Below are 22,477 nucleotides of genomic sequence, written 5' to 3' on the forward strand. Positions count from 1 at the left end.
AAAGATAGTTTGCGGACGAAAATTTGACCGTGATGAAGATCACATAGAAAGAAATAGGGAAACGTACAAAGTGGAGGGAAAATTCAATGTCAGGATTGTCGGATGACGCTGCGCTTATCCGACCTACATTCTCTTTTGTAGATCGCAGCGTCATCCGCCAGCTTTTACTTCTCCAGCGGCCACAACCACGCCGCACCGCGCACACCGCTGGAATCACCGTGTACTGCTTTGCGGATTGGAGTTTCAAATTCACCGCCAAACACCCACGGTTTCACCAGTTGTGGCACCGTTTTGTACAAGCGTTCGTTGTTGCTCATCCCGCCGCCCAACACGATGACGTCCGGATCCAGAATATTGACGATGTGAGCCAGCGATTTAGCGAGGCGCATTTCATAGCGAGCGATCGCCAGCTCAGCAACGGGATCTTGTTGATCGACTAAATGCATAATCTCGTTGCCCTTCAGCCGCTTTCCGCTCAGGCGATGGTAGTCTGTGCCAAAACCTGTACCGGATATAAAGGTTTCGATACAACCTTGTTTGCCGCAGTAGCAAGGCACTTCTTCACGAAAACGGAGTTCGTCTTCGTCCATCCACGGTAAGGGGTTATGCCCCCATTCGCCCGCCGTTCCGTTGCCGCCAATCAGGCTGCGACCATTGATAGCCACACCCGCGCCACATCCGGTTCCAATAATCACCGCGAAGACCATTGCCTCGCCCGCTGCCGCACCGTCGATAGCTTCTGAAACAGCCAGGCAGTTGGCATCATTGGCAAAACGCACTTCACGCTGAAGCGCATCGCACAAATCTTTATCGAAAGGCTGCCCGTTAAGCCAGGTGGAGTTAGCATTTTTCACCACACGGGTATAGGGCGAAATCGAACCTGGAATACCCATGCCTACGGTTCCCTTCTCGCCTGTCGCCTCTTCAGCGAGACGCACCAGCTCAACAATGGTAGCGATGGTTTGCTGATAATCATTTTTTGGCGTCGGCAAACGGTGGCGGTAAAGTTGCTTGCCATCATTCGCCAGAGCGATCGCTTCTGTTTTTGTTCCACCTAAGTCGATACCAATGCGCACAGCGATACCCTCATTTAATTAGCATTATCAATAGAATAGAAGTGAGCCACCGTAAAGGCAATGAAACAAAGCGCCTGATTCGCTATCATGCCCGCTGCGTTTAACTGACAGTCCGGGAAAAAATCATGCTGTGGTTCAAAAATTTAATGGTTTACCGTTTAAGCCGCGACATCACGCTTTCAGCGGATGACATGGAAAAACAGTTGGCCGCGTTCACTTTCACCCCATGCGGCAGCCAGGATATGGCCAAGACCGGTTGGGTGTCACCTATGGGCTCGCACAGCGATGCATTAACCCATGTCTCCAACGGGCAAATTGTGATTTGTGCCCGTAAAGAAGAAAAAATCCTCCCGGCCCCAGTGATTAAACAAGAACTGGAAGCAAAGATCAGCAAGCTAGAAGCAGAACAGGCTCGCAAGCTGAAAAAGACCGAGAAAGATTCTCTGAAAGATGAAGTTCTGCACTCTTTGCTGCCACGCGCGTTCAGTCGTTTCAATCAAACGATGATGTGGATCGATACCGTAAACGGTTTGATCATGGTGGATTGTGCGAGTGCCAAAAAAGCTGAAGATACGCTGGCATTGCTGCGTAAAAGCCTCGGTTCGCTGCCTGTTGTCCCGCTGGCGCTGGAAAATCCGATTGAGTTGACGCTAACAGAATGGGTGCGTTCAGGCGATGTTCCTGCTGGTTTTGCGCTGATGGATGAAGCCGAGCTGAAGGCTATTCTTGAAGGTGGCGGTGTGATCCGCTGTAAGCAGCAGGATCTGGTGTGCGACGAAATCGCCGCTCATATCGAAGCCGATAAAGTCGTGACAAAACTGGCTCTGGACTGGCAAGAACGTATTCAGTTCCTGGTCGCCGATGATGGTTCGATTAAGCGTCTGAAGTTTGCTGATACGCTGCGTGAGCAGAATGATGATATCGACCGCGAAGATTTCGGTCAGCGTTTTGATGCCGATTTTATTCTGATGACGGGTGAACTGGCGGCGTTGATTAAGAATCTGGTTGAAGCGTTAGGTGGCGAAGCTCAGCGCTAAAAATCAATGTCGGATGTCGCTTACGCTAATCCGACCTGCTAAGTGCTGTTGTAGGGTGGATTAGCGTAAGCGACATCCACCACAAATTATTATTTATCAGCTAAATAACGGCAAAGATAAGAAGTAGGTTCGGCAACTTGTAAATGGAATTCGCTGTGCCCAGGTACATGGAACACGGAGCCCGCTGCATGGGTTTTCCACTCGGTTTCACCCGGCAGTAAAACGTGTAATGCCCCACTCACCACTGTCATTTCTTCTGGTTGAGCAGTACTGAAAGTGTATTCACCTTCAACCATCACCCCAACACTCGCGCGGCCAGTGCTGCTGCTGGTAAACCCAATTGATTTCACTTTACCGGAAAAGTACTCATTGTTTGAAAGCATGACCAGGCCCTTTTTAAAATAGTTGAAAAAACAATATAGAGGGGAACGGAAGAACCTGTCACGCTAATTATTTATCATCTTTAGGCGAGTATTTCCGACACTAAGCGCGCAATCAACACGTTCGATAACAATACCGGAACATCCAGGGCTTTTTGCAACAAATCACGATGTTTTTGGTGGAAACCCAGACAATCCAGAACCAGCACACCAGCCCCCTCTTTAACCAGTTTCTTACCTGCTTCGATTAAATCTTGCTCAGTGCCATGAATAGGATTCGCCAGTTCGTACAGGGGCTCATTCTCCAACAGTTGCCATTTTTTATTCTGAAACTTTAGCAACTCGGGAACGGGAATGATGATTCCGACCTGATGCCCAACCACTATCGAGGCCACCAGAGGCGGGATAATGCGCTCCGGCTCCAGTAAAATGCCTTTGCGCACCGAGAGATTAGATAAACGATGGGTGCTCATCAGCAAAATGACATCGAAACCCTGGTTATCCAGCACTTCAATCACGCTCTGTAGCGCACGTTCCACTTTTTGCTTATCGACATAAACCATCACGTTCCCGGTTAATAGCGTCAGAAGAGGCTCGTTCCCGGGCGTTGGGGCATATTCTGCCATCACTTCTTCTTCTGTCAGGCCCCCCAGCAGACTGAAGTGTTTGATACTCTCTTCAGCGATGTGATCTGTCAGTAGCGGCAGTATTTCACTGACCGGGACGACGCCGATGGTGATAATTGCTAATGATTGCTTCATGTTTCGTTCCGCCCTTGTTCCATATCAGCCCCTCATTGCTGCGCTGGTATCCATTCAAACCAATGATACTCTGCTGAAGGTCGTTCAATAATTAACCACAAAGCGTAGCAGCATTATTGCAGAGCACCTGCCGCAATATTCAACGAAACGTCAATGACATTAATACAACTTAACTTTAATGAATTATTAACAAATGAAGTTATTGAAAGATGTGACGAATCACAAGGTCGATGAATTAATTTTATAGCGGGGGATTTTCGGCGTCCTTGCCAGGATGTTACGTTTTTTGCGGATCTTCGTAACGCTGCTTAGCATCCAGCGCTTCTTGTTCGGTTTCGTGCTCACTAATCAGCGTATCAGGATGGGGATGATCGGCACGCAGTTGATACCACGTCACCGTTTGGTCTGTTGCACCCTTTTCAATGGTAACTATATGCGCTTCACGGGGATATGGAGGATTGCTCGCCATCGCTCTTCCTTTGGTGATGAATGAGCACTAAGTATAGACAAAAATCAGCTGGCCCGAGCCGTATGCAGTACCGCGAGCACCGCTTCTACGATTTCTGCCGGGGGACGAGTGGCATCAACGACATGATGTGCCGCCTGATGGTAGAGCGCTTCACGCGCGGCGAGAACCTCAACGATTTCATCAGTAATCGGTCTGCCCGTCAGCGTAGGACGCTGGCCTTCCTCCGGGAAAGCTTCTAAACGCGATGCCAGGATTTGTGCAGGTGCGCGCAAATAGATGACCACGCCGTGCTCACGCATAAACTGACGATTACATTCCGCCAGAACCATACCGCCGCCAGTTGCGATAACCGTTCCGGGAGCCGTAACACTTTGCAGCGCATCGGATTCACGACGACGAAAACCTTCCCAGCCCTCTAGCGCCACAATATCAGCGACGCTCATTTGCGTACTACTTAACAGGTAGTGATCGGTATCAACAAAGTTACAGCCCAATGCCTGCGCTAATGCAACACCCACGGTTGTTTTGCCACAACCTCGTGCGCCGACTAAATAAATGGGTTGAGTCATCAGTGGCTAATCCTCAGCAGTCCGCCAGAGTGGGTAAAAAACGGTAACGTTTATCGTTACGCAATCATCATATCAGCTAGCTAGTACGTGGAATAGAATTACATCGGTTTCAGGCGCTTTTTGAACGACTGGCAACCAGTAACCATTTTTCCAGTTCATTAGCAAACAGCTGACGGTCGCGCTGGTTAAGGCTATCCGGACCGCCCGTTTGAACTCCACTGGAGCGTAAAGTCTCCATAAAATCGCGCATCGTCAGACGTTCCCTGATGGTAGCGGGTGTGTACAACTCTCCGCGTGGGTTCAAGGCAATCGCGCCCTTTTCCAGAACGTCAGCTGCCAGTGGGATATCTGCGGTCACTACTAAGTCCCCTTTTTCACAACGGCGCACAATTTCGTTATCTGCGACATCAAATCCCGTTGCCACTTGCAGTGTGCGGATAAAGCGTGACGGCGGGACTTTCAGTCCCTGATTGGCAACCAGTGTCACCATCATTTGTGCGCGTTCCGCGGCGCGAAACAGCACTTCTTTAATCACTTTCGGACACGCATCAGCATCCACCCAAATTTGCATGACGACTCCTGATTGTCGGGCTAATGGGGGCGATCTTGCCGTGCTTTTCCGTCAATCGCCAACTTTATCTTTCCAGGCTTCGACAATGGGCGGTTAAGTTTTAGCGTAGCGCGAGTAGCTGAATGCACGTTAAGCTATGCTCATCACACAACTCAGAAGATGGAGTGAGACTATGGATAAGAAGATTGGTTTTATTGGTTGCGGCAACATGGGAACCGCCATCCTTGGTGGTCTGATAGCCAGTGGACAGGTGCTTCCAGGTAATATCTGGGTCTACACCCCTTCACCCGATAAAGTGCAAGCCTTGCACGACCAATACGGTATCAACGCGGCAGAAAGTGCGCAGGAAGTCGCGCAAATTGCGGATATCGTTTTCGGCGCCGTAAAACCGAATGTCATGCTAAAAGTGCTGAGTGAAGTCAATTCCAGCCTGAATAAAGACACGGTGGTGATCTCCATTGCTGCGGGCATTACGCTGGATTCTCTGGCTAAAGCGCTCGGTCACGATCGCAAAATCATTCGCGCCATGCCAAATACCCCTGCGTTAGTGAATGCTGGCATGACGTCTATTACGCCGAACGCATTGGCGACTTCCGAAGATATTGCCGATGCGGTTAACATTTTCCGCAGCTTCGGGCTTGCCGAAGTGGTTACTGAAAACATGATCCACCCGGTTGTCGGAGTGAGTGGTTCAGCACCAGCGTATGTATTTATGTTTATCGAAGCCATGGCTGATGCTGCAGTGCTGGGCGGAATGCCACGCAAACAAGCGTATCAGTTTGCGGCACAGGCCGTTATGGGTTCAGCCAAAATGGTACTGGAAACCGGCAAGCATCCGGGTGAGCTAAAAGATATGGTGTGCTCGCCAGGCGGTACCACCATTGAAGCAGTTAAGGTTCTGGAAGAAAAAGGGTTCAGAGCCGCTGTGATGGAAGCCATGGTGAAATGTATGGCGAAATCCGAGCACCTGGGTAAATCATAATGGTGATGCCCTCTCCTGTACTCAGGAGAGGGCTTTATATTTTAAGCCGCAATATCAGCCACTTCGGTACGACTACGTCCCAGTTTTTTCGCTTTATACAACGCCACATCGGCCGATTTTAACCATTCACGGTAACTCGCCATATTGTGGTCAAACTCTGCCACACCGACGCTAATACACAGCGAGAAATGCGGGGCATGGGGTAAGCGGAACTCATCCAGATAATCTCTTACACGCGCCATGGCCTGAATCGCGCTCTCTTGCGTCGTGCCGGACATAATCACCCCAAACTCATCACCACCGAAGCGCCCTACCACATCCGTAATACGCAATGTGAGCTGCAAATGTTCGGTAATGGCCAGAATCGCTTCGTCCCCGACATCATGCCCAAATGAGTCATTAATCGATTTAAAGTGGTCGATATCAATCAAAAGCAAGGTTGCACGTCTTTGGTAACGCTGGCAGTTATCATATTCACCATGCAACAGATGTTCCCAGTGACGGCGGTTGTAGACCCCCGTCATGCCATCACGGGTGCTCATGTGCATTAACCTTCGTTTATGTTCGGAAAGTTTAAGCGCGGTTCGGTAACTCACCAGCCCAAAGTAGGTTGGGTAAATCAACAAAAATGGCAGGCAAATCCAGACCTGTGAGGGCATGGTTTGAAGATTTAGCGGGATAAGAAACAGCCCCAGCGTTAGCAGACAACCCAGCACGATGAAAGCTAAACCATTGAAGAACAATTTCAGGCCGCCACAGCCGACATTGTTCATGCATATCATCGCCAGGATTAGCGCTGATGGGAGCGCATTCATTCCCATCACCCCAATCCAGACGCCGCCCATAAAAGCGTCGACCATGAGATTACGGATTTCTGCCTGTGCGGGGTCTGGCGCGTGATCAGCTGTTTGCCATGCAAGGTGCGGCCAGATAAAACCGTAGGCAATGAGTAGCAACCACCACCACCCCGACACCGGTTGCATAACCAGAACCGAGGCGACACAGAAGAAACCAGTCCCTAACCCAATAGTTCTCGGTATATATATGCGCCGGGCAAATCGTCGTCCCGAACGATGCCGGTCCTCATCGAGGTATGTCGAGCTGTCCATAAATCCCCCAGGAAGCCATCTACCAGAGTTGTGATCATCATTCATGATATTTAGGAATATTCTGAAACATTTGCCGTAATTATAGAAAGCATACTCTGGGGGAAAGTATGATTTTTCGGGTGAGTCAGCGAAGCGACTCACCCATTTAGCTTACTTAGGCTGTTTTTTCAGGCAATTACTCATAAAGGTTTTGCGCGTTTCACCGGATAACGTTTGTTTTCCAGCTTCAGCATTACACTCTTTCATTTTCTGCTGTTGTGGGGTCAGGCTTTTATCTGCAGGAGCCGACTCGCTATTTTTCAGGCAATTACTCATATAGGCTTTACGTTCATCCCCTTTAAGGGTTTTCGCAGTGGCCGTTTGATTACATGTGGTCATTCGCTGTTGCTGCGGCGTCAGCGCTTTGTCTGCTGCCACCGCTGAGCCCATAAAACCGACCAATAAAGCCATCATTAATACAGTTTTCATAGCACCACCCTTTTTGTGTTGTGCTTTAATTTTGGTATGAATATGGCGAAAAGGCGAACTGCCGGAAGGAAATATCCTCCCGTCTCGCTCTTTATTGGAAATTATTCAGAGAGACCATGAATGACAAATATTATGGTGGAGATAAAAACTGGATATGACATTACATTAATTACACTTACTAACTATTAAGAGTAACAATAATAAATTTCAGGCAGCAAAACACTTATACTCAAACTCAAATGCAAGGATTGTTCAGCAGCCTGGTTAAATTTTGCTTCAACAGGTTCGCATCATGAGAGGTAACTGGATCACTGGGTCTGACGCTTGATAAAGCATCTTCAATAGTGCTTCTTATTGCCTGCTGGTCGCTGTGTTCCATTCTGTGAAGCATTGCGGTAACGACTATTTCAAGAGCTTCCATCTGTGCAACAAACTCTTTTGACTCTTCTTCTTTTTCGGCGAGTCTGGTCAGTAACTCAGAAATGAGGTTTCTCATGATAATTGCCCCAAAGGATTTGAAGCATGAAGTTATCATTCTGATTTCCGGTTGCCTAGTGGGGGCGGCGACTATTTTTATATGGCTTAGCGAATTTGTGTGGGAGCGCAAAATATCTCGAACTCTCCGACTTAAAAATAGCATCATACCGTTATTTCAGAAGCCAAATTAACAGCATACTTTATAGCTGATGTAAATTTGGCTAGCTTTTGACACCATTAAATGGCGTCCCAGGCAGCAGAAAATTAAAGATTACGGCAACAACTGTTTTCGCAGGGCATCTTGCTGCTTTTTACGCCGTAACATAATGGCCAGCTGCCAGACGTTGAGTAACACCACTAACGCCGTGGCAATGAACACCCAACGATACCCCGCCATTGCTGAGACGCCCGCACCAATTAGCGGGCCAACCACATTCCCCAGATACATGAACGACTGGTTATATCCAAAAATCCGGCCGGTCACCTGGTCGCTGGAATACTTCACCAGCAGCGTTTGCACTGCGGGTAACATCGCACCGTCGGCGAAGCCGAGTAAAAAACGTAATACCGCAAGCTGCATAGGTGATGTTACCCATGACATAGCAAAAAATAATATTACTGAAATAATTAGCGTCGCCATTAATACTCGGGCGGTACCGATTCTGTCACCCAGCTTACCTAATCGCGGAGCTGAAATAAGTGCTGAGATCCCCGGAACCGCTGCGATAAAGCCGCTGATAAAGGCGATGTTGTTACTTTCTGGGGAGAGGTGCTTAATAAATAGCGCGAGGATTGGCCCCACCGACCCATTACAAAGCTGAATGACCATGGTGGTGACAAATAAACTTATCATCAACTTCGGATAAGGAAGAGAAGCAAACACCGCTTTACCCGACAAACGATCCGCTTTACTTATTTTGGGACGCGCACCTTCTTTAATCAGGAACAGCGTCACTAAAAAGCTCACCATTAATAATGCTGCCGTGACGTAAAAGACCATCCGCAATCCGAGGGTGTCTGCCATATATCCACCCAGCAGTGGGCCGACAATAACTCCGCTAATCTGCGCGGTAGAAAGTGTGCTTAAAGCCCAACCGCTGCGTTCCCGAGGGACTTGAGAGGCTACAAGCGCCATCGCATTGGGAATATAACCCGAGGTGAGCCCCATGATGGCGCGAAGAATAAAGAGCTGCCAAACATTCGTGGCAAACGCCTGTAATAAAATGGCGACTGCCATCCCAAGCGAGGCCCGCAGCAACATCAATTTGCGGCCTTTCCTGTCGGCCAGGCTCCCCCACATCGGCGAGACAATAGCAGAAACCAGAAACGTGACGCTGAAGGTCAGCCCGGACCACATTGATAAAGCCTGATGAGATGTCACGCCGAGCTGTTCAACATAGAGCGGCAAAAACGGCAGAATTTGGCTAATGGCTAATCCGGTAAAAAAGCACCCGAACCATACCGAGATGATATTGACCTTCCAGGATTCCATACCGTGCACGCTTTAAAAGTGAGATAAATAAGCGGAATAGTGTGAACAGTATCATAAAAATTTAATTTAACGACATATGCCGTAGCCGCGCATCCCAAGATGAAAGTGATCAGCATGAGCCGCGTTATAGTCCGGTCCTAGCGAATTACCGTAAAACAGGCAGCTATTGTCGAATGCGGCCCGCAAGTACTCACTCCTCTTCCCACTGCCCTTCCAGTCCTTCAAAACACTGAGCTGTTGTTGACTGGCAAAACTAAAACCGCTGATATCCAGCGCGTCCGCTGTGGCATGTTCACTGCGCCGCGCACCTTCACGGTTATAGATATTCCGGCAGGCGAAACTACCCAAATGGTTAATGCGAGTCAGCTTACTGCCCAGTTCAGCTTGTGCCAACGGCACGGCACGTTGATGAATAAACATGGTACTGCTTAGTGCTAACGGGCAACTGGCCAAAAAGCTGCTGCTTACCCCCACACTGCCAAAACTCTGCACCCGCACCACATCAGTCAGCGGGCAATTCCCGGAGGTATCAGAAACAGTACGGAAGGTTAAGAGACCGCGAGTTTTCGCCTGCTCTAACAGCGCCAGGCATTTCTGCGGATCGTTTGCCATCTGACGGAGTTTATAGCGGGTGACCAGCGTCGGCGGGTCATCAATGGAAAGCGGGGCAAACGGATTAAATTGTGCGGGCAGACGCTCATAAAGCCAGAAAGAAGCCGCTGCTATCAAAAAGAGTCCAACCATCGTCTTCGCTCCCTTCGCCATCCCCTCTCCCAGTATTGATTACGGAATAATCATTATAGAAGTTGCACGATTTTAAGCTGCAGGAAGCACATGAATCCTCGCAATGAGCGTGGTATGTTGTCCGCCTTTGTACAGTTTAAGGATGGGTTTAGGCATGGCAAAACTGCGGGTGGGTATCGTGTTTGGTGGCAAGTCGGCAGAACACGAAGTGTCGCTGCAGTCGGCGAAGAATATTGTCGACGCCATTGATAAATCAAAATTTGAAGTGGTGTTATTGGGCATTGATAAACAAGGCCAGTGGCACATCAATGATGCGTCTAACTATCTGTTAAATGCTGAAAACCCGGCATTGATCGCCCTGAATCGCTCAGGAACCAATGTAGCTGTGGTACCAGGCCAAACTGAAAACCAGCTTATTGAATCCTCCTCCGCACAGTTTTTAGCACCTGTTGATGTAATTTTCCCCATCGTTCACGGCACATTAGGCGAAGATGGCTCCCTGCAAGGGATGCTGCGCATGGCGAACTTGCCGTTTGTCGGTTCCGGTGTGTTGGGTTCAGCCGTAAGTATGGATAAAGACGTAACTAAACGTCTGCTGCGTGATGCCGGGCTGAACATCGCTCCGTTTATTACCCTTACCCGCGCAAACCGAAACAAAATAAGCTTTGCGGAAGTCGAAGATAAACTCGGCCTGCCGCTGTTTATTAAACCCGCCAACCAGGGTTCCTCTGTCGGTGTCAGCAAAGTCAGCTCCGCTGAACAATATGAAACGGCTGTGGCATTAGCCTTCGAATTTGATAGCAAAGTCGTGGTTGAAACCGGCATTAAAGGCCGTGAAATTGAATGTGCAGTGTTGGGCAATGATGAACCGCAAGCCAGCACCTGCGGTGAAGTGGTCGTCAGCAGCGATTTCTACTCTTACGACACCAAATATATCGATGATAAAGGTGCGCAAGTTGTAGTGCCTGCAGCGATTGCAGCAGACATCAACGACAAAATCCGTGAAATCGCAGTACGTGCTTATCAGACGCTGGAATGCAGTGGGATGGCGCGGGTGGATGTGTTCCTGACCGATGATAATGAAGTGATTATCAATGAAATCAATACACTGCCTGGCTTCACCAATATCAGCATGTATCCAAAACTCTGGCAGGCAAGCGGTTTAGATTATCAAACACTGATTACGCGTTTGATTGAGCTGGCTCTTGAGCGCCACCAGCAAGATAGCGCTCTGAAAAGTTCGATTACGGCTTAAGCCCTACTCTTTCGTCGCCGTTGGTTCTTCTGGTTCCGGACGGCGGCGAATGATAAATCCCGCCAACCAGAAACAAATTACCCAGGTCACCAACCCGACCGCATAGTTTTGCCAGCCTTCGGTTTTAAATCCCAGTAAGCCAATCACACCATTCAAAATAAAGATCAGGCCAATCGCTACGGCGTAGTAATGCCAGTCACGGCGCATTTTCAAAGACAATGTTTTCGCAGACATGGTGCAATCCGTCAGGACAAAAAAGAGGTCTCATTGTGGCATACCGCGCGGCGATAAACCGCACGTTGATGCGGGCTAAATAGCATAATGTTACGCAAATTTCACCTAAGTTACGAAAATGTGATCTTATACATATTTTCACGAACCAGGATTAATCTGCCCGCATAATTACCAACAATCTGATATTGACATCCAATATGACCTGCCAAACTCAAGCCAACTGAAGTATCAGGCCGCAGCCTGAACCGTTTTACTGTTGCATGGGGGTCGAGATGGCTGATATGAGTTTGTCGAAACAGGTTGTTCCGGTAATAACCACCGTTTCAACAACCAAAGCAGAGGGATCTTCCCGGAGCAATCTGGCATATGCCGCGTTCATTTTGTTCTGCTTTTGGGTCGGAACCCAAATCCTGAGCTTGATGGTTCACGCCCCAGGCGTACTTGAACATCTGGCACAGGGTAACGATGCTTCGCGTCCACGCATTGAAATGGGATTTGCCGTCAGCACTGTTTTTGGTGTGGTGCCATTTCTTGCTGGTTGCGCGCTGCTAGGTGTGGTTTGCCTGATAATCAAATTCCAGCATCGTTATCATTTCTAAAGGTATTTTGGCGGATGGCTAAGCAAAAAAGCCAACCGCCGCGTGCTGGAATTAACGTTTCATACACGCCGCTCTCCGCTCATCCACTCGCTTCGCAAACCATGCTGTCGTCAGATTACGGGTGATTTTTGGGCTTTCAAGCGTGATGCCTGGCAGCATTTCTCGTGGCAACTTCTTGCCGACTTTCTTCTCCGCTATCGCATAAACCTGCTGATATAAATCGGTTTTCTCAAAGTCGATGCTATCCCCTTTTTGCAGCGCGCGATGAATCTGGCTTTCGCTCATATCGAGTTGGTTTGCCAACTTCCTTACGGCCAGTTCGGTACTGCCTGCTTTATCGGTGTTATACAAAATTAAGTCGCCATCCAGCGCCAGTTTTACGCCCGTCGCCTTGCTGACGGCACTCTGAAATGCGGCATTGCGGCTGGCGTACCATCCGGCGTTGAAATCCGCAAAACGGTAAAGTGGTTGGGTGTAATTCGCCGGATAGTTCAGCAAATGGTAAGTGCCGAACCACAAGCCACCGCGCCTGGTGAACACTTCCTGACGCACGGTGCCTTCCATTTTCCATGGATAACCACGGGTATGCTGTTCAGCAAAAGCGATACTGACCTGCATCGGGCCGCCTGTATGAACCGGGTTCAGATTGCCAAACAACTTTTGCCCCATCGGCACCATGTCGATGAAATCATCAAAAATCGCGCTCAACTGCCCTTCGGTTTTGACGTTATCCAGACGTTCGCTGTAACTCTTGCCATTTGGCGACTTGATTAATAACGCGGTATGAACCAAAAACACCGGAATATGCATTTTTTCTGCCCGACGGTCGATCTCCTTCCAGGCAATTTTATTCAGGTTTGGCACTGACGGATCGGCAACCAGACTGGATTCTTGCTGCGCTACCGCCAAAACTGAGCAGATATTTTCTTCGCTTGGCGCAATATTCTGGCTCTTAAAAGTGGTCGCTAAATCCTTCGCCAGATTGTTACGGTCTTTTACGCTGGCGGGGATTTTCTGCTTCACCACAGTTTCAACATCTACCGGTTTCGACGTTTCCGATACGGAAGGTGCCGTTTGAGTTGTACACCCCGCCAAAACGAAAAGTGCGCCGAGGCTTAGTGCGAAAAGTCCATGCAGCCTGATTAAAGTCACTGTGGTCATAACGTTCCGTTGTGATTGTTTTTTAAGACTTCCGAAACAATAACAGTTCTGTGGCCAGGCGTTTATCAGAGATTGGCTTATCGTTACGGACAATCTCGCACGCTGACATAAAGTGCGGTCTTCTTGACATAAACTTGACAGTTGGTTGCCTGGTCAGTAATTTCAAATGTAATTACTGACCAGGCAAGTATCATGAAAAACAATCCGGGTATTATCGATAACAAATTCCATCTCGGTTTGCTCATCCACCTCGCAAACCAGTTTAAAGATCAGCTTATTAGCCAATATTTCTCTGGCATGGACATCACCGCGCCACAGTTTAAAGTACTGATTAATATATACAAAGGCGTTACCAGCCCAGTGGAGATTAGTAAAGCTCTGGTTATGGACGCAGGCGCGATGAGCCGTATGGTTGACCGCATGGTCAGGCGTGAACTCATCGTTCGTCACCCCCATCCCCAGGATAAACGCCAGGTGATTCTGGCTCTGACAGATAAAGGCCAGTTGATTTGCGATCGTTTTCAGAATGAAGCGCTCGCCTCAATTATCGGCGATCTCACCGCACGCCTGACGCAAGATGAATCTCAGCAACTGGTTGCATTAATCACCAAAATGCTGCCAGACGACATCACTGCGCCACACCGTTAATACCGTATAAAGGCCAAAAGATGGAAACGACTCCAGAAGAACACGTTCAGCGATCCAGTAAGCGCAAACGTAATTTGATTATTTTTATCCTGATTCTTGTGCTGGCAGCTGCGGGCTGTCTCGCCTGGTATTTTTTGTACGCTCGTTTTTACGAGTCTACAGATGATGCTTATGTGAACGGCAACCAGGTCGCGCTGACACCACAAATCAGCGGTACGGTCACGCAGGTCACCGCTGACGAAGGAGACTTCGTCGAAAAAGGCCAGCCGCTGGTGTTGCTTGATCCTGGCGATACCCAGATTGCGCTTCAGCAAGCAGAAGCCAGCCTTGCAAACACCGTGCGCCAGGTTCGCGGGTTATACAGCACAGCGGATAATTACCGTGCACAGGTCGCCGCCAAACGGGTCGCCCTGCAAACGGCTCAAAATGATTATGCGCGCCGCCAGAAAATATTCTCGACTGGTGCGATTGCGGCTGAAGATCTCTCACATTACCGTGATGCCGTAGCCAGTGCACAAAGTGATTTAGCCGCCGCTCAACAAGCATTGCAAACCAATGTCGCGATGGTTGATGACACAGTTATTGATAGCCATCCGGAAATCAAAACCGCCGTGGCCACGCTTCGCCAGCGTTATCTGGATAACTCGCGCACTACGATTGTGGCACCAGTGAGTGGCTATGTCGCTAAACGCGCCGTGCAGTTGGGGATGCGTGTGACTTCCGGCACCACGCTGCTGGCGATTGTGCCGCTCAATGAAGTTTGGGTTGATGCCAACTTCAAAGAAAGCCAGATGAACACCATGCGTCTGGGGCAGAAAGTGACGCTCAGCGCCGACCTTTACGGCGATGACGTCGAATACCAGGGAACCATTGAAAGTCTGGGTATTGGAACCGGCAGCGCGTTTTCTTTGCTGCCCGCGCAGAACGCCAGTGGTAACTGGATAAAGATTGTTCAACGCTTGCCGGTGCGTATCACGCTCGATCCTCACGATATGCAGAAACATCCGCTGCGTATTGGCCTGTCGATGAATGCGCGTGTGGATATTCGTAACGCAGACGGTCATCTGCTGCCACAAAAAACAGTCAGCTCGCCTCGCTTCACTACCGATGTCTATCAAGACTCTCTGGAAGCGGCAGACAAACTGGTGGCGAAAATCCTTCATGACAACAGCAATGCGGTAGCTTCAGGCGCCCATTAAGAGAGACGTTATGCAAGATAAGGCGGCGTATACGCCACCCAGTCTGCTGCTTGCGACGCTCGCGCTGTCGTTGGCAACTTTCATGCAGGTGCTGGACTCGACAATTGCCAACGTCGCATTGCCGACGATTGCCGGTAACCTGGGGGTCAGTGCGGACCAGGGCACATGGGTTATCACCTCGTTTGCAGTGTGTAACGCGATTGCTTTACCGCTCACCGGTTGGTTTACCCGGCGCTTTGGGCAGCTGAAATTGTTTATCGGCTCAGTGGTGATGTTTACTCTCACCTCTTTCCTGTGTGGTTTCGCCCACAGCATGACGGAGTTGATTTTCTTCCGTGCCATGCAGGGCTTTTTCGCCGGACCGATGTTTCCGATGTGCCAGACGCTGCTGTTGGTCATCTTCCCCCCCATGAAACGTGGGATGGCGCTGGCACTGCTGTCGATGGTGACCGTGGTCGCGCCAATAGTTGGGCCCATTACCGGCGGTTGGATTACCGATAACTACTCCTGGCCGTGGATTTTTTACATCAACGTGCCAATCGGTATTTTTGCCTCGATTGTTGTCTGGACACAGATGCGCGGACGCGAAGAAACCACCACCACATCACCGATTGACTATATCGGCATCGGTTTGTTGGTGATTGGGGTTGGATTGCTGCAAGTGGTGCTGGATAAGGGCAACGATCTTGACTGGTTTGCCTCGCCAGAAATTATCATCATGTCGGTGATTTCAGCGATTGGCCTGATTGCTTTTGTCATCTGGGAATTGGGCGAGCGCCATCCGATTGTGAATTTGCGTCTGTTTAAAGAACGCAACTTTGCCATTGGCACCACGGCATTGATGTTGGGATATGCAGCCTTCTTTGCCATCAACATTATTCTGCCGCAATGGCTACAAACTCAGATGGGCTATACGGCTATCTGGGCCGGGCTTGCCGCAGCACCAATGGGCTTCTTGCCGCTGTTACTGACGCCGATTGTCGGGCGTTATGCCAGCAAAGTGGATTTACGAATCCTGGCCACCATGTCGTTCCTGATTATGGGCGCGTCCTGCTTGTTCCGTGCCCAGTTCAATACCAACGTTGATTTCCACACTATCGCAGAAGTGCAAATGTTTATGGGCATTGGCGTGGCATTCTTCTTTATGCCATTAACAACGATTGTGTTGTCGAATCTTCAGGGTGCAGAAGTGGCAGAAGGTTCAGGCTTAGCCACGTTCTTCCGCGTATTGGGGGGCTCATTTGCCTCATCACTGACCACCTGGATTTGGTCACGCCGGGAAGTTTTCCACCATGCTAATTTGACCGAGAGCGTATCGATTTATAATCCGTCTGCGGTTGATTATCTCGATAAGATGGGTGGCGTGACGCAGCAGCATCTGGCGTTTGTCGATAAAACTATTGAGCAGCAGGCGTACATGATGTCGACCATCGACTACTTCTGGATTCTGGGATGGGGGTTTATGGGGCTGATTGTGATTATCTGGTTCGCTCGTCCGCCATTTATTCGCTCGGGTGCACCTGGCGCTCCGGCGGCGGGACACTAAATCAATCTGGCGGGGAGCCCCGCCAGACTTTTCCTCTTAGACGGTCTCTCCTGCCGCTTCGACAGGAATATCCTGCAACGTACGCTCAAAGCTGCGTAGACGTTTGTAGATAGACATCAGCTCAACCAGAGTTGTCCACGAGCTAATCAAATACTGGAATGAACCGCGCACCTGGCCGAATACGTTGGTGATTTGCGTCATCAAGCCAAGAGTAATGGTCCCCGCAACAATCGAAGGGAATAGCAAGAACAAACCAAATACGTTATCCACTTGCAGGTAGAGAATACGTGCAATATTGAAGTACATGTAATGGAAGTAGAGACGGTAATAGTTTCTGCGCACCCCATCGAAAAGCTCTTTAACGGTGGGAGGTGACGCGCGTGATGGATCGTCCTCGCCATAGACCAGTTCTTTACGATAAGCCGCTTCTACCCGCTGATTTTTAAATTCCAGACCGGGTAATTTAATCCCTACGACTGCCAACAACCCCGTCCCCAGCAGTGACCAGATTATAGCGGCAATCACCAGACCATAAGGGATGTGTCCAACAATCGGTAATTCCGGAACATGTGCGGAAAGCGTCACCAGCACGGGGAGGAAGGCGATTAACGTCATAATGGCGTTTATAAAACTGACCCCCATGTCTTCCAGTGTGGAGGCAAAACGCATGGTGTCTTCTTGCACACGCTGCGCCGCACCTTCGATTTTGCGCAGCATTTGCCAGTTTTCCATATAGTATTCGTTCATAGCGGTACGCCAGCGGAATACATAGTGACTGACAAAGAAATTGTTCATTACGCCAACAATCACTGCAATTAATGCGATCCCCAGGAATACTCCAACTTCATGATAGAACTGCTCAATAGTAACTTTATGAGGTGAGCTAAGCGCCGTCTGAATTAAATCGTAGAATGGGGCATACCACGCATTCACCGCGACCCCAACTTCCACCAGGAACCAGGTCACGAAGATTATCAGTGAAGAGCCGAGAATCGACCAGTATTGCCAACGGTGCGGGCTGTAGATAAACCAGAACAGCGCAAACATGCCGACGCACAAGGCGTAGTAGGCATAAAATACCAGGTAGCCCATCGACCAGAAACGGGCGGCACTGATTGGCACCTCGCCCCGCGCCCCCGTAATATGCTCAAGCCAATTACCGCCACCAGCCTGCCAGAACACAACGGCGATCATTGCCCAAATAAAAGCCGACAGGAAAAACGCTGTCGGGCGTGGGAAAAACGATTTAAACATTACAACACTCCTGAAAACACACTCTTATTGTTATAACTATCCCGACTAAATAAGGCTCACTCAATGTTGTATCAAGAGATGTAAGGTTGTGGGCTTTACCACTGTTCGAGGATCTCTGCGGTGGATTTTACCCGCAGAGTATTTCCCGGGATCGTAAAGTTACGCCAGACATCGTTGTAATGCTCGATCAACACTTCGGCAAGCGCAGCCGGACGATTTGCTGTGGTATGCGCGTCTGCGGCGACAGTCATGGCATAACCGCGACTGGCTCCGTTTTTAATAGTAGCGTCCACGCAGTAGTCCGTTGCACAACCGCATACCACAAATTCGTTTATCTGGTGGCGGTTGAGGACGTCATCAAGTTCCGTACGGTAAAACGAGTCGCACGCTGTTTTAGTCACATAGAGCGCGTCAACAGGTCGTATTAGTTCAGGTAAAAGATCAAACGCCACAGTTCCCTGCTCCAACCCCGTTTCAGTATGTTGGATGAAAATGACTTTATCGGCGGCGGAGATCAATTGGTTTATACGTGTCGTGCAGATTTCACGGTTAAAACGAGGGGCTTCAAAAACCCCATTTTGCATATCAATAACCATCAGTACACGTTGGGCAGGCATGATTAAGCTCTCACTAAACGAGGAATTCAGGAGCGTAGCACATACCTGTTTTGGCATTAAACCGTATAAAGTTTAGGTGCACCTTCTGGCCGGGTTTTGAATCGACGATGCAGCCATAAATATTGTTCAGGCGCCCGCATGATTTCCCGTTCGATCTTACGATTCACGTACGCAGCGGCGGTCTGTTCGTCATCCATCGGATAATCACTAAACTCGGGCTCAATCACCAGTTGATAGCCTGTGCCATCTTGCTTGCGGATAAGCACAATGGTCAGAATCGCAGGTTTTGCCAGACGAGCCATCGTGTAGGTTCCGTTAGTGGTGGCTGCCTGCTCTACGGCAAAGAACGGAGCGAATGAACTGCCCTTAGGGCCGTAATCCTGATCGGGTGCGAACCAGACGGCTTCACCGGCTTTAAGCGCCTTCACCATGCCTTTCAAATTACGACGATCCAGCATGGCTTTGTTGGAACGTGAACGTCCCCGGGTTTGAACAAACTCCATCGCTTTGTTGTTATGTGGCCGGTACATCGCCATCATCGGACGGCAAAGGCCCATTACGCGACCACCCAATTCCAGCGACATAAAATGCACGCCGATAGCCATCACGCCCTTCCCTTTATCACAAGCCGCAGTGATATGTTCAAGCCCGCTGACTTCGAACCACTTACGCACTCGTGCATCTGACCAGAACCAGGCCATGCCGGTTTCAATTAAGCCCATACCGAGGGATGAGAAATTTTGCACAACGATGGCATCAACCTGCGCATCAGTGTATTGCGGGAAACACAGTTTGAGGTTCTGGCGAGCAATGGAGACCCGGCGTTTGAGAAAACGCATGGAGACGCGACCAATGAAGCTACCCATTTTCAGTAATACTGGGTAAGGCAATTGCACCCACAGCCACAAAATACCCAGACCAAACCAGGTCAGCCAGTAGCGTGGGTGGAGGAGTTCAGTTCGAAAGTGCGGTTTACTAGACATTATCAGCTTCTGTATGCGTAATTAGTGTGTATCGCATAAAGAAGTCACTCTATTAGCGGTACAACGTAGTGCTCGTACTATGACGCCACGCGGCGGGAATAGTTGCAGCAGTGAGTTCACAGTAGCCCTGATAATACTCATTTTCTGATCAAGTCATGAATAGATGTTGTCAGTTTTTTTAAGTATTTCGCCTCATTACGTATGCTTTCGGAGTAACACACTCATTATCGATTAAAAAATAGACTACAGAGATTAAATTTAGACTGTTTGGCGGAAGAGAATGTCGTATTTGTTTGCAGCTAAAGAGCCAATGGAAACGATAAGCTAAAAGTGTGATTTTTAACGGGTAAATTTTAGACACTTCAGCTTTCTAAAATCAAATTCTGGGCTAATACTTATTGGGATTTCCCTACACTCTTCAGGAACCTGGCATAATGAAAAAACTAACCTTAGCCTTACTGTCCAGCACCCTTCTATTCGCAAGCGCCGGCGCCTTTGCCGAGAATCCCGCGACCAGTACATCGGGCATGCAAGCAGAGAAGGAACAGCTCAATAATCCGGGTCATATTATTGATGACTGCCGTGCAGCCGGAAACGAAAACAAAAAAGGCTGTGAATCCGGGCATGAGATGCGTTCTGAGCATAAAAGTGACGATAAAATGCTCAAACACGGCGGGACAACTGACGACGTAACCCAGAAAGACATACAGAAAACGAATTAATGCAGATTGCACCGCAGCAACAAACTGTGGTGCATTACTACGCGAAAATGCCCTTGAAATGCCACGTTACGCTTTTTCTCATCACAATCCTCATTTTCCCGTTTGCGTAGAGCCTTAGAGTAGTATAAATACGGTCAATATCGCTTCATTTCGTTTATGGGTTACCCGCGTTGAAAATTCGTCTCCCGCGTCTCGCTGCGCTTGTCATTGCTGCGCTGCCAATTTTGAGTTTTGCACAAACTTCTCCCGATCCTGTTTTTGCTTCGGAAATAGCCGATCGTTATGCCAATCACATTTACTACGGCAGCGGTGCTACAGGCATGGCAATGGTAGTGATTGACGGCAACCAACGCGTGTTCAGAAGTTTTGGTGAAACCCGCCCTGGCAATAACGTTCGTCCTCAACTGGACTCGGTTATCCGCATTGCCTCGCTGACCAAACTGATGACCAGTGAAATGCTGGTGAAAATGTTGGATCAGGGAAAGGTTCAGCTCAATGATCCGTTGAGCAAATACGCCCCGAGTGGCGCCAGAGTCCCAACATTCAATGGCAAACCTATTACTCTGGTGAATCTGGCGACTCACACCAGCTCATTGCCTCGCGAACAACCTGGCGGTGCCGCTCATCGAACTGTGTTTACCTGGCCGACGCGTGATCAGCGCTGGAACTGGCTCGCCAATGCGAGTTTAAAAAGCGCACCGGGCACCATCGCCTCTTATTCGAATCTCGCATTTGATCTTCTTGCCGATGCGCTGGCTCGTGCTGCTGGCAAACCCTACCCTCAGTTGTTCGAAGAACAAATCACTCGCCCGCTAGGCATGAAGGACACGACATTCACTCCTTCACCTGACCAATGCAAACGCCTGATGGTGGCTGAAAAAGGTGCGAGCCCTTGCGATAATACGCTCGCGGCAATTGGCAGTGGCGGCGTGTATTCAACACCTGACGACATGATGCGCTGGATGCAGCAGTTCCTGAGCTCTGATTTCCACCGTCGCAATACCCAGGCCGACAGAATGCAGACGCTTATCTATCAACGAACCCAACTCACCCGCGTCATTGGTATGGATGTTCCAGGAAAAGCTGATGCTTTAGGAATGGGCTGGGTATATATGGCACCGAAGAATGGTCGTCCGGGCATTGTGCAAAAAACTGGCGGTGGCGGCGGATTCATTACGTATATGGCGATGGTGCCGCAAAGTAATGTCGGGGTGTTTGTCGTCATCACCCGCTCACCATTAACTCGTTTCGTGAATATGAGTGATGGGGTAAATGATTTGGTATCAGAATTAAGCGGATTTACCTCTCAAGCCGGCCCTGCATCTTGATAATTGAGCAGGTCGATTTTCGACCTGCTGCTCTCAATAACTTACAGGAAGACGACTTATCGAAACCAGCTTACCTTTATCCATCTCGATATAATTGCCTTTGCGCAGTGCAGATAAGACTTCTGCAATCACCGAACGGGATATTTTCGTTCTTTTTTGCACGAAATTAATCACACCCGTACGTGCCCGTAAATCAGAATTCCATGAATCCATAGTGAGCAAAGTGGCCCGAATCTGAGAATAAGTTGTCGTGCCAATAAAACGAGCATCACGATACTCAAGATTACGCATCAGATAAGTGACCCAGTGAAAAGCGGGTTGCCACAGCTTATATTTTTCAATTATTTCGAAAGCAAGATTTGCAGGAAGAGTAAAACCCCGACATTCAGTTAGAGTGGTTATTCGATATTTAATCTGCGTCGTTTGAAATATATTTGCCAGACCAATCAATGTTGGGCTAGAAACCAACTCCATCAACAGGTCATCCATTTCCCGATGCAGTATGATGCTCCCTTCACTAAAGAACAAAACTAATGGTGTATTATCCTCTCTGAACATGCTCAATTCACTGTCTGCTGGAAAAGTAAATTCTTTTCCAACCTCCACCAACCTACTGCGAATCGCCTCGAGTTGGGTTAATGGTTTTATATACATAAAAGATATTCCTTTACCTTAATGGCCCAGTAACATGCCTATCCCTATTAGGGATAGGCATCTATTATAACAATTTGATTCAAACTGGAAATAATATTAATGGGACCCAGACTCTTGTATCCTAAGAGCAACATTATTATAT

Annotated in this window: 26 protein-coding genes; 9 read left to right on the forward strand and 17 right to left on the reverse strand. The window is 49.0% G+C overall.

The genetic code is table 11. The features are described from left to right. Positions 1–164: 164 nt before the first annotated feature. The gene (mak, locus tag WBL83_RS18520; protein WP_424590505.1) at positions 165–1,076 is read right to left on the reverse strand and encodes a fructokinase; all 912 of its coding nucleotides are present in this window, start codon (positions 1,074–1,076) and stop codon (positions 165–167) included. A 125-nt stretch (positions 1,077–1,201) separates the two neighbouring features. Here mak and rdgC point away from each other — a divergent pair, with 125 nt between their 5' ends. Then, positions 1,202–2,113, forward strand: a complete 912-nt coding sequence (gene rdgC / locus WBL83_RS18525) for a recombination-associated protein RdgC (RefSeq protein WP_424590506.1) — start codon at positions 1,202–1,204, stop codon at positions 2,111–2,113. An 89-nt stretch (positions 2,114–2,202) separates the two neighbouring features. Here rdgC and ppnP read toward each other — a convergent pair whose 3' ends face one another. The 5 genes from ppnP to WBL83_RS18550 all read right to left on the reverse strand — a co-directional run bounded on the left by ppnP (position 2,203) and on the right by WBL83_RS18550 (position 4,863). Further along, on the reverse strand, positions 2,203–2,496 hold the full coding sequence (ppnP, locus tag WBL83_RS18530; protein WP_424590507.1) for a pyrimidine/purine nucleoside phosphorylase: 294 nt from the start codon (positions 2,494–2,496) through the stop codon (positions 2,203–2,205). Positions 2,497–2,576: 80 nt separating this feature from the next. Then, positions 2,577–3,254 (reverse strand): AroM family protein, encoded by a 678-nt coding sequence (locus WBL83_RS18535; protein WP_424590508.1) that lies wholly within the window; start codon positions 3,252–3,254, stop codon positions 2,577–2,579. 277 nt (positions 3,255–3,531) lie between these two features. Then, the gene (locus tag WBL83_RS18540; protein ID WP_424590509.1) at positions 3,532–3,723 is read right to left on the reverse strand and encodes a YaiA family protein; all 192 of its coding nucleotides are present in this window, start codon (positions 3,721–3,723) and stop codon (positions 3,532–3,534) included. Positions 3,724–3,767: 44 nt separating this feature from the next. Next, positions 3,768–4,292, reverse strand: a complete 525-nt coding sequence (gene aroL / locus WBL83_RS18545; RefSeq protein WP_424590510.1) for a shikimate kinase AroL — start codon at positions 4,290–4,292, stop codon at positions 3,768–3,770. A 109-nt stretch (positions 4,293–4,401) separates the two neighbouring features. Further along, positions 4,402–4,863, reverse strand: a complete 462-nt coding sequence (locus WBL83_RS18550) for a YaiI/YqxD family protein (RefSeq protein WP_424590511.1) — start codon at positions 4,861–4,863, stop codon at positions 4,402–4,404. Between the two features lie 172 nt (positions 4,864–5,035). Here WBL83_RS18550 and proC point away from each other — a divergent pair, with 172 nt between their 5' ends. Next, the gene (gene proC, locus WBL83_RS18555) at positions 5,036–5,845 is read left to right on the forward strand and encodes a pyrroline-5-carboxylate reductase (protein WP_424590512.1); all 810 of its coding nucleotides are present in this window, start codon (positions 5,036–5,038) and stop codon (positions 5,843–5,845) included. 41 nt (positions 5,846–5,886) lie between these two features. Here the strand turns inward: proC and adrA are convergent, their stop codons facing one another. From adrA to WBL83_RS18580, 5 genes are all read right to left on the reverse strand, one after another. Continuing rightward, positions 5,887–7,014, reverse strand: a complete 1,128-nt coding sequence (gene adrA / locus WBL83_RS18560) for a diguanylate cyclase AdrA (protein WP_424590560.1) — start codon at positions 7,012–7,014, stop codon at positions 5,887–5,889. Positions 7,015–7,104: 90 nt separating this feature from the next. Further along, on the reverse strand, positions 7,105–7,422 hold the full coding sequence (locus WBL83_RS18565; protein ID WP_424590513.1) for a PsiF family protein: 318 nt from the start codon (positions 7,420–7,422) through the stop codon (positions 7,105–7,107). A 235-nt stretch (positions 7,423–7,657) separates the two neighbouring features. Next, a complete protein-coding gene (iraP, locus tag WBL83_RS18570; RefSeq protein ID WP_424590514.1) occupies positions 7,658–7,918 on the reverse strand; it encodes an anti-adapter protein IraP in 261 nt (86 codons plus the stop codon). Positions 7,919–8,170: 252 nt separating this feature from the next. Continuing rightward, positions 8,171–9,391, reverse strand: a complete 1,221-nt coding sequence (locus WBL83_RS18575; RefSeq protein WP_424590515.1) for a multidrug efflux MFS transporter — start codon at positions 9,389–9,391, stop codon at positions 8,171–8,173. A gap of 66 nt (positions 9,392–9,457) precedes the next feature. After that, positions 9,458–10,135 (reverse strand): extensin family protein, encoded by a 678-nt coding sequence (locus WBL83_RS18580; protein WP_424590516.1) that lies wholly within the window; start codon positions 10,133–10,135, stop codon positions 9,458–9,460. 154 nt (positions 10,136–10,289) lie between these two features. On the opposite strand from WBL83_RS18580, the gene ddlA reads away from it, so the two are divergent. Further along, entirely contained in the window at positions 10,290–11,390 is a 1,101-nt protein-coding gene (gene ddlA, locus WBL83_RS18585; protein WP_424590517.1) for a D-alanine--D-alanine ligase, read from the forward strand. Positions 11,391–11,393: 3 nt separating this feature from the next. On the opposite strand, the gene WBL83_RS18590 is transcribed toward ddlA, so the two are convergent. Continuing rightward, complete coding sequence (locus WBL83_RS18590) at positions 11,394–11,624, reverse strand: DUF2754 family protein (RefSeq protein ID WP_424590518.1); 231 nt, start codon at positions 11,622–11,624, stop codon at positions 11,394–11,396. A gap of 272 nt (positions 11,625–11,896) precedes the next feature. On the opposite strand from WBL83_RS18590, the gene WBL83_RS18595 reads away from it, so the two are divergent. Next, entirely contained in the window at positions 11,897–12,223 is a 327-nt protein-coding gene (locus WBL83_RS18595) for a DUF2755 family protein (RefSeq protein WP_424590519.1), read from the forward strand. 51 nt (positions 12,224–12,274) lie between these two features. Here the strand turns inward: WBL83_RS18595 and WBL83_RS18600 are convergent, their stop codons facing one another. Then, complete coding sequence (locus WBL83_RS18600; RefSeq protein WP_424590520.1) at positions 12,275–13,384, reverse strand: DUF1615 domain-containing protein; 1,110 nt, start codon at positions 13,382–13,384, stop codon at positions 12,275–12,277. A 192-nt stretch (positions 13,385–13,576) separates the two neighbouring features. On the opposite strand from WBL83_RS18600, the gene WBL83_RS18605 reads away from it, so the two are divergent. The 3 genes from WBL83_RS18605 to WBL83_RS18615 are packed head-to-tail and all read left to right on the forward strand — an operon-like array spanning position 13,577 to position 16,777. Beyond that, entirely contained in the window at positions 13,577–14,032 is a 456-nt protein-coding gene (locus tag WBL83_RS18605) for a MarR family transcriptional regulator (protein ID WP_424590521.1), read from the forward strand. Between the two features lie 20 nt (positions 14,033–14,052). After that, positions 14,053–15,231, forward strand: coding sequence for an efflux RND transporter periplasmic adaptor subunit (locus tag WBL83_RS18610; RefSeq protein WP_424590522.1), 1,179 nt, complete (start codon positions 14,053–14,055; stop codon positions 15,229–15,231). 10 nt (positions 15,232–15,241) lie between these two features. After that, positions 15,242–16,777, forward strand: coding sequence for a DHA2 family efflux MFS transporter permease subunit (locus WBL83_RS18615; protein WP_424590523.1), 1,536 nt, complete (start codon positions 15,242–15,244; stop codon positions 16,775–16,777). A gap of 36 nt (positions 16,778–16,813) precedes the next feature. Here the strand turns inward: WBL83_RS18615 and sbmA are convergent, their stop codons facing one another. From sbmA to lpxP, 3 genes are all read right to left on the reverse strand, one after another. Next, complete coding sequence (gene sbmA, locus WBL83_RS18620) at positions 16,814–18,031, reverse strand: peptide antibiotic transporter SbmA (protein ID WP_424590524.1); 1,218 nt, start codon at positions 18,029–18,031, stop codon at positions 16,814–16,816. A gap of 95 nt (positions 18,032–18,126) precedes the next feature. Further along, positions 18,127–18,648 (reverse strand): isochorismatase family protein, encoded by a 522-nt coding sequence (locus WBL83_RS18625; RefSeq protein ID WP_424590525.1) that lies wholly within the window; start codon positions 18,646–18,648, stop codon positions 18,127–18,129. A gap of 56 nt (positions 18,649–18,704) precedes the next feature. After that, positions 18,705–19,631 carry a kdo(2)-lipid IV(A) palmitoleoyltransferase gene (lpxP, locus tag WBL83_RS18630; protein WP_424590526.1) on the reverse strand — a complete coding sequence of 309 codons (927 nt, stop codon included), beginning with the start codon at positions 19,629–19,631 and terminating at the stop codon, positions 18,705–18,707. 434 nt (positions 19,632–20,065) lie between these two features. Between lpxP and WBL83_RS18635 the strand changes: the two genes are divergently transcribed. Both WBL83_RS18635 and ampH read left to right on the forward strand, forming a co-directional pair. After that, positions 20,066–20,353 carry a hypothetical protein gene (locus WBL83_RS18635; protein WP_424590527.1) on the forward strand — a complete coding sequence of 96 codons (288 nt, stop codon included), beginning with the start codon at positions 20,066–20,068 and terminating at the stop codon, positions 20,351–20,353. A 170-nt stretch (positions 20,354–20,523) separates the two neighbouring features. Beyond that, a complete protein-coding gene (gene ampH, locus WBL83_RS18640; protein ID WP_424590528.1) occupies positions 20,524–21,681 on the forward strand; it encodes a D-alanyl-D-alanine-carboxypeptidase/endopeptidase AmpH in 1,158 nt (385 codons plus the stop codon). Between the two features lie 33 nt (positions 21,682–21,714). Here the strand turns inward: ampH and WBL83_RS18645 are convergent, their stop codons facing one another. Continuing rightward, complete coding sequence (locus WBL83_RS18645) at positions 21,715–22,335, reverse strand: helix-turn-helix domain-containing protein (protein ID WP_424590529.1); 621 nt, start codon at positions 22,333–22,335, stop codon at positions 21,715–21,717. Between the last annotated feature and the right edge of the window lie 142 nt (positions 22,336–22,477).

The organism is Buttiauxella sp. (genome assembly GCF_049686335.1).
In the GTDB taxonomy this organism is placed as follows: domain Bacteria; phylum Pseudomonadota; class Gammaproteobacteria; order Enterobacterales; family Enterobacteriaceae; genus Buttiauxella.

Bases quoted from the DNA above. Each gene is read 5' to 3' on its own strand.
- rdgC (WP_424590506.1), top strand. From the start codon at position 1,202: ATGCTGTGGTTCAAAAATTTAATGGTTTACCGTTTAAGCCGCGACATC.
- ppnP (WP_424590507.1), bottom strand. From the start codon at position 2,496: ATGCTTTCAAACAATGAGTACTTTTCCGGTAAAGTGAAATCAATTGGG.
- WBL83_RS18535 (WP_424590508.1), bottom strand. From the start codon at position 3,254: ATGAAGCAATCATTAGCAATTATCACCATCGGCGTCGTCCCGGTCAGT.
- WBL83_RS18540 (WP_424590509.1), bottom strand. From the start codon at position 3,723: ATGGCGAGCAATCCTCCATATCCCCGTGAAGCGCATATAGTTACCATT.
- aroL (WP_424590510.1), bottom strand. From the start codon at position 4,292: ATGACTCAACCCATTTATTTAGTCGGCGCACGAGGTTGTGGCAAAACA.
- WBL83_RS18550 (WP_424590511.1), bottom strand. From the start codon at position 4,863: ATGCAAATTTGGGTGGATGCTGATGCGTGTCCGAAAGTGATTAAAGAA.
- proC (WP_424590512.1), top strand. From the start codon at position 5,036: ATGGATAAGAAGATTGGTTTTATTGGTTGCGGCAACATGGGAACCGCC.
- WBL83_RS18565 (WP_424590513.1), bottom strand. From the start codon at position 7,422: ATGAAAACTGTATTAATGATGGCTTTATTGGTCGGTTTTATGGGCTCA.
- iraP (WP_424590514.1), bottom strand. From the start codon at position 7,918: ATGAGAAACCTCATTTCTGAGTTACTGACCAGACTCGCCGAAAAAGAA.
- WBL83_RS18575 (WP_424590515.1), bottom strand. From the start codon at position 9,391: ATGGAATCCTGGAAGGTCAATATCATCTCGGTATGGTTCGGGTGCTTT.
- WBL83_RS18580 (WP_424590516.1), bottom strand. From the start codon at position 10,135: ATGGTTGGACTCTTTTTGATAGCAGCGGCTTCTTTCTGGCTTTATGAG.
- ddlA (WP_424590517.1), top strand. From the start codon at position 10,290: ATGGCAAAACTGCGGGTGGGTATCGTGTTTGGTGGCAAGTCGGCAGAA.
- WBL83_RS18590 (WP_424590518.1), bottom strand. From the start codon at position 11,624: ATGTCTGCGAAAACATTGTCTTTGAAAATGCGCCGTGACTGGCATTAC.
- WBL83_RS18595 (WP_424590519.1), top strand. From the start codon at position 11,897: ATGGCTGATATGAGTTTGTCGAAACAGGTTGTTCCGGTAATAACCACC.
- WBL83_RS18600 (WP_424590520.1), bottom strand. From the start codon at position 13,384: ATGACCACAGTGACTTTAATCAGGCTGCATGGACTTTTCGCACTAAGC.
- WBL83_RS18605 (WP_424590521.1), top strand. From the start codon at position 13,577: ATGAAAAACAATCCGGGTATTATCGATAACAAATTCCATCTCGGTTTG.
- WBL83_RS18610 (WP_424590522.1), top strand. From the start codon at position 14,053: ATGGAAACGACTCCAGAAGAACACGTTCAGCGATCCAGTAAGCGCAAA.
- WBL83_RS18615 (WP_424590523.1), top strand. From the start codon at position 15,242: ATGCAAGATAAGGCGGCGTATACGCCACCCAGTCTGCTGCTTGCGACG.
- sbmA (WP_424590524.1), bottom strand. From the start codon at position 18,031: ATGTTTAAATCGTTTTTCCCACGCCCGACAGCGTTTTTCCTGTCGGCT.
- WBL83_RS18625 (WP_424590525.1), bottom strand. From the start codon at position 18,648: ATGCCTGCCCAACGTGTACTGATGGTTATTGATATGCAAAATGGGGTT.
- lpxP (WP_424590526.1), bottom strand. From the start codon at position 19,631: ATGTCTAGTAAACCGCACTTTCGAACTGAACTCCTCCACCCACGCTAC.
- WBL83_RS18635 (WP_424590527.1), top strand. From the start codon at position 20,066: ATGAAAAAACTAACCTTAGCCTTACTGTCCAGCACCCTTCTATTCGCA.
- WBL83_RS18645 (WP_424590529.1), bottom strand. From the start codon at position 22,335: ATGTATATAAAACCATTAACCCAACTCGAGGCGATTCGCAGTAGGTTG.